This is a genomic window from Novipirellula sp. (assembly GCF_041583735.1).
Taxonomy (GTDB): domain Bacteria; phylum Planctomycetota; class Planctomycetia; order Pirellulales; family Pirellulaceae; genus Novipirellula.
The window spans coordinates 1-5,171 of sequence record NZ_JBFHFD010000619.1 but is presented as its reverse complement, the minus strand read 5'-3'; the positions used below and the strand labels follow the sequence as shown (position 1 = coordinate 5,171).

Annotated in this window: 2 protein-coding genes; both read right to left on the bottom strand. The window is 55.8% G+C overall.

From position 1 onward, the window contains the following. On the bottom strand, positions 1-2,634 hold a 2,634-nt coding region (locus ABX962_RS29610), incomplete at its 3' end, for a type I polyketide synthase (RefSeq protein ID WP_372724927.1). After that, positions 2,631-5,171 (bottom strand): MupA/Atu3671 family FMN-dependent luciferase-like monooxygenase (locus tag ABX962_RS29605; RefSeq protein ID WP_372724925.1); only part of this gene is annotated, 2,541 nt, incomplete at its 5' end. The genes ABX962_RS29610 and ABX962_RS29605, both read right to left, overlap by 4 nt.

Here is a 5,171-nt window from a genome sequence, read left to right as displayed (position 1 = left end):
TTGTTGGAATGCATAGGTCGGCAGGGTGATTCGCTTGCGAGTCTCGCCAGCCCATTGGCTTTTTAGATCGATTGGCAACCCGGTTGCCCACAATCGGGCATAGGTCGACAAAAAGAAGGTGGAATCGTCGATCACTTCCTCGGCGTGTCGCAGCGACGACAACACCGTCCGCTTTGGCGTGATCGCAGGGTGCTGTTTCGCCAACGCGCTCAGGATTTTCCCAGGGCCAACCTCGATGAACGCACTCGACATGTTGCCAGCGACTGTTTCTAGACATTTCGAAAACTGAACCGTGTGGCGAAGTTGTTCGCACCAATAATCGGGCGAGATCGCTTCGGCATTGGTGATCCAAGTGCCGGTTCGATTCGAGACAAATGGAATCTTTGGCGGGCTGAGCTGCACCGTGTCTAGAAAAGCTCGAAATTCAGCCAACACGGGGTCGAGCAGTCGCGAATGCGCGGCGATGCGAATCGGAATTCGTTTGCTCTCGACCTCGCTGGAGTTTATCCTTTCGGCGAATTCGGCGATCGCACAATCGGTCCCCGACACGACGCACATCGAGGGCCCATTGATAACGGCCAAATCCAGCTGCTCGCCCGCGATTTCCGCCACCTGTGATGCAGGCAAAGCAACCGTCATCATGCCACCGGCCGGGACCCGCTCGAGCAGTTGCCCACGCAGCACGACTAACCGCAACGCGTCCTCGAAACCGAGCACTCCGGCGAGACAGGCTGCGGTGTTTTCCCCCATGCTATGGCCGATCAACGCCGACGGATTAATGCCATAAGACATCCACAACTCGGCGATTGCGATTTCCCATAGAAAAATCGCTGGCAATTGGATGCTAGGACGCTCGAACTGCTGCTTCGCATCCGCGCCGGAGAATTGGCTGTTAAAAACCAGCTGCCGGAGGTCGACATCGATCAACGGTGCGAGCGTTTCACATCCCCGGTCGATCCACTTCCGAAAAACAACTTCGCGATCGTACAACCCACGGCCCATTTGAGCATACTGGGCCCCGCCACCAGGAAACATAAACGTAATCGAATCCTGCTTCGCATCCGCTTGGTGAGTGAACAGACGCTTCGCGTCACGGCTGCGGAGCGTGTCGATCACCTCCTGACGATCGCTGCCCACCAAGATTCGCCGATGCTCAAACGCTTCGCGTCCTACATGCAACGTATAAGCGACGTCGGCAAGATCAACCTCACCATTCTGCTCGAGATGCTCCGCAAGTCGCTCGCATTGTTCATCGAGTGAACGAGGGTTGCGAGCCGAAAGCGTGATGATTTGTTCGGGACGTGTTGGCGGTGTCGACTCGATCGGTGAGGAAGCTTGCTCGAGAATCACGTTGGCATTGGTTCCCCCAACGCCCAATGAATTGATCATCGCGCGACGCGGCGAATCAGTTGCACTCCAGGACGCCTGAGCCTGAGAAACACGGAAGGGGCTATTGGCAAAATCAATCGCCGTGTTGGCCGCATTAAAATCGACACTCGGAGGAATCTTGCCGTGATAAATCGCCATCGCCGCGGCAATAAAACTGGCCACACCTGACGCGGTATCGAGATGTCCGATATTGGGTTTGACCGAGCTGATCGCACAGAATTCTCGCCGCTCGGTGGTTTCGCGAAACGCAGCCGTCAGCGCAGCGATTTCGATCGGATCGCCAATCGGAGTGCCTGTCCCGTGAGCCGCGACATAGCCAATGGATTCTGCATCGACTTCGGCGATCGCCAGAGCTTCCGAAGCTGCGGCGGCTTGTTGATCCACACTCGGAGCGAGATAGCCTGCCTTGTTCGCCCCGTCGTTGTTGATTGCCGAGCCTCGGATCACGGCATAGATCCGATCGCCATCTTCGACCGCATCCTCGAGCCGCCGCAGCACCACGGCGGCAGCACCGCTGCCAAACACCGTGCCCATCGCGTTTTGGTCAAACGCTCGGCAATGCCCGTCCGGCGACAACACTTCACCGCTGCGATAGTGATACCCCACACGGTGTGGCAGTTCGATCGTCGATCCGCCCGCGATCGCCAATTCGCATTCACCCGCCAACAGACTTTGGGCAGCGGTATGGATGGCCACCAACGATGTCGAACACGCCGTTTGAATGTTGACACTCGGCCCCGTCAAATTGAAACAATAAGAAACTCGCGTGGTTAAAAAGTCCTTGTCGTTGCCGGTATGGCGAAGCAAAAACATGCCCACCGAATCGCGAATCGCCGAATTGCGTAGCAGGTTGAATATGAAGTAGCTGTTCATGCCACAGCCGGCAAACACGCCGACCGAGCCATCAAAATGACTTGGCGGGTGCGTACTGTCCTCCAGAGCCTCCCAACAACACTGTAAGAATTTGCGATGCTGTGGATCCATAATCGCCGCCTCTTTGGGCGAAAACCCAAAAAATTCGGCATCAAACTGATCCATGTCGTCCAGCGGCGCCCCCGAGCGAACGTAATGAGGATCGTCCAAGTCATTCGGCGTGACACCGGCTTGCAGCAGCTCTTCGCTGCTGTAGTCGCGGATCGAGCGAACTCCGTCTCGCAGATTCTGCCAGAACTCGTCAGCCGAGCTTGCGCCGGGAAAACGCAAACCGATCCCGATTACGGCGATCGCGTTTTCGGGTAACGTCATTTTGACCGCTCCCCACGCCGTTTGCCGAGCAATTCCTTGCGGCGTGACGCTCGTGATTGTCCTGCCGACGTGCGAGGTAACGACGGTGAATCGTCGCCTTGATGTGTGCTGATCGCATCAATGTGCTGCGATAGCGTACGGATCGTGGGAAAACGAAACAGGTCAGTGATCACAATCGACGCACTCAGTTGATCCTTCAGCATCCGGTGGGCTCGCACGGCCAAGAGCGAATGGCCGCCAAGATCAAAAAAATTATCATCCAGTTGAATCGAATCAAGTTGCAAGGTCGCACGCCAAATGGTTTCAAGTTTCTGCTGAGTCGCATCAAGGTTGATTGCCGCAGTGGTCTTGGGTGTCCGCGTGATCCCCTGATCACGATTCCACCCCGGCAAGGCCTTGCGATCAATTTTACCATTTGGCGTCAGCGGAAACTCGTTCAAACAAACCCATCGCGATGGGATCATGTGCGATGGCAACGTTTGGCGAAGTGAGTCTCGTAACTTCGTTTTCACTTCAACGTTTGGCACTTCACCGCCTAGCGTTTCATTCCTTGGCGTTTCATTGCTGAGCACAACGTAGGCGACAAGTTCGACCGATGGGGTCGCGTTCGGATCCGCGACCACAACACATTGACGGACCGCGGGGTTAGAATCGATCGCGTTCTCGATTTCGCCTAATTCAATCCGATGTCCCCGAATTTTCAGCTGAAAATCGGATCGGCCGAGGAACTCGATTTCACCTTCGGCGTTCCAGCGAGCCAAGTCGCCGGTGTTGTACATGCGACCGCCACCCGCACTCGAAAAAGGATCAGGTCGAAACCGGTCGGCGGTCAAATCGTCTTGCCGCAAATAGCCCACCGCAACACCGTCGCCCCCAATCCAAAGATTCCCGGCGACGCCATCGGGCAGCGGTTGCAAAAATTCATCAAGGATATAGATCCGAGTATTGGCAATTGGTTTGCCGATCGAACCGGCAATCTTGACACCAGGTTCGATGATTTTGCAGGTCGACCAGACGGTGGTTTCGGTGGGCCCGTAGACGTTCACCAAACGAGCCGACGCGGCATTCGTGAAGATTTGGTCGGCAAGTTGAGCGGGAAGTGTTTCGCCGCCAAGCATCAGATGAGGAATCGATGTGATTGCGGTTCGCGACGCATCGTCCTCCATCAACATTTGTGCCATCGATGGAGTGCACTGCAAATGGGTTACCGCGTGCTGTCGGACAAGATCGAGAATGGATTGGGTTGCGACCGGGGGCATTGCGATTTCGGTTTGGGCTCGTAACCGCAACGCATCGAGATCTTTCAAATGAGCGTAGGCGACGTCCGCAGGGACTCCGAAGTCGATCAGGCAAGCAATTTCGGTGACGCCGGCGCCGTGCAACTTTCCAACCAGGTCGAGACATTTATCGGGCGTTCCAAACAAGCCGCTCGACTGAAAATAACGCTCAAATGAAAACGCCAACAAGTCGTCCATTTCAGCATCGCTGATCTTATCGAGATCAAAGTCGGCGACTGTCGTTCCATCGGTCCGTTTTTTAAACGCAGCCCAGGTGTGCGAGAATCCTTTTAGCAAACTTGCAGATGTTCGCAGGTATTCGGTCAGCGGTTTACGAACAAGTTCGCGGACTTCGTCATTCGAGTTGCCAACAAAGGTGTGCACCATCACGGTGACTTCGCCGGGCCCCTCGTAGCCGGCTTTGGCTCGGGCGTCGCGATACGCGCCGATTCGGGCGGTCAATTCTTCGCTCGTTTGTCCCAACAAATGCGTCAAGATGTTGGCACCGATCGAACCAGCCATCCGAAACGTGGCCTCGTTACCAGCGGTCGTGACCCATACCGGCAACTCCTTTTGCAGCGGTCGTGGGTACGTTTGGATGGCAACCTCTTTCCCGTCGTGCCCGGCAAATACCACGGTCTCGCCGCGCCACAGCCGACGCACGAGGTCGATGTTATCTAACATCACCGCTTTAGCGTTGACATAGTTTTCGGGAGCAAAAATGAAATCGTTTGGCTGCCATCCCGAGGCGAACGAGATGCCGACACGTCCGCCCGAAATCTGGTCGACCACGGACCATTCCTCGGTGACACGAGCCGGATGATGCAGCGGCAACACGACGCTGCCCGAGCGGATTGCGATGCGGTGGGTGATCGCGGCAACCGCGGCGCTGGTCACCGATGGGTTCGGGTACAAGCCGCCAAAATCGTGGAAATGACGCTCGGGAGTCCAGACCGATGAAAAACCATGCTCATCTGCAAACCGGGCACCATCCATCAACAACTGATACGGTGATTCGCTCTGATTCGCACTGCTGGAAAAATAGAACAGACCAAAGTCAATCGGATTCGCTGCGTGACACAGCTTCGCCGTCGACGCGATTCGCGATGGCGTGTCATGAAGCACGACTTTGAAACCACGTGCCAAGGTCCACAACAGTTCCAACACCGAGATATCAAACGACAAACTGGTGACGGCAAGCCAAGTGCCCGGAGGATCATGCGGAATCAGATCATCCATCCCGGCAAAGAAATTGATCAC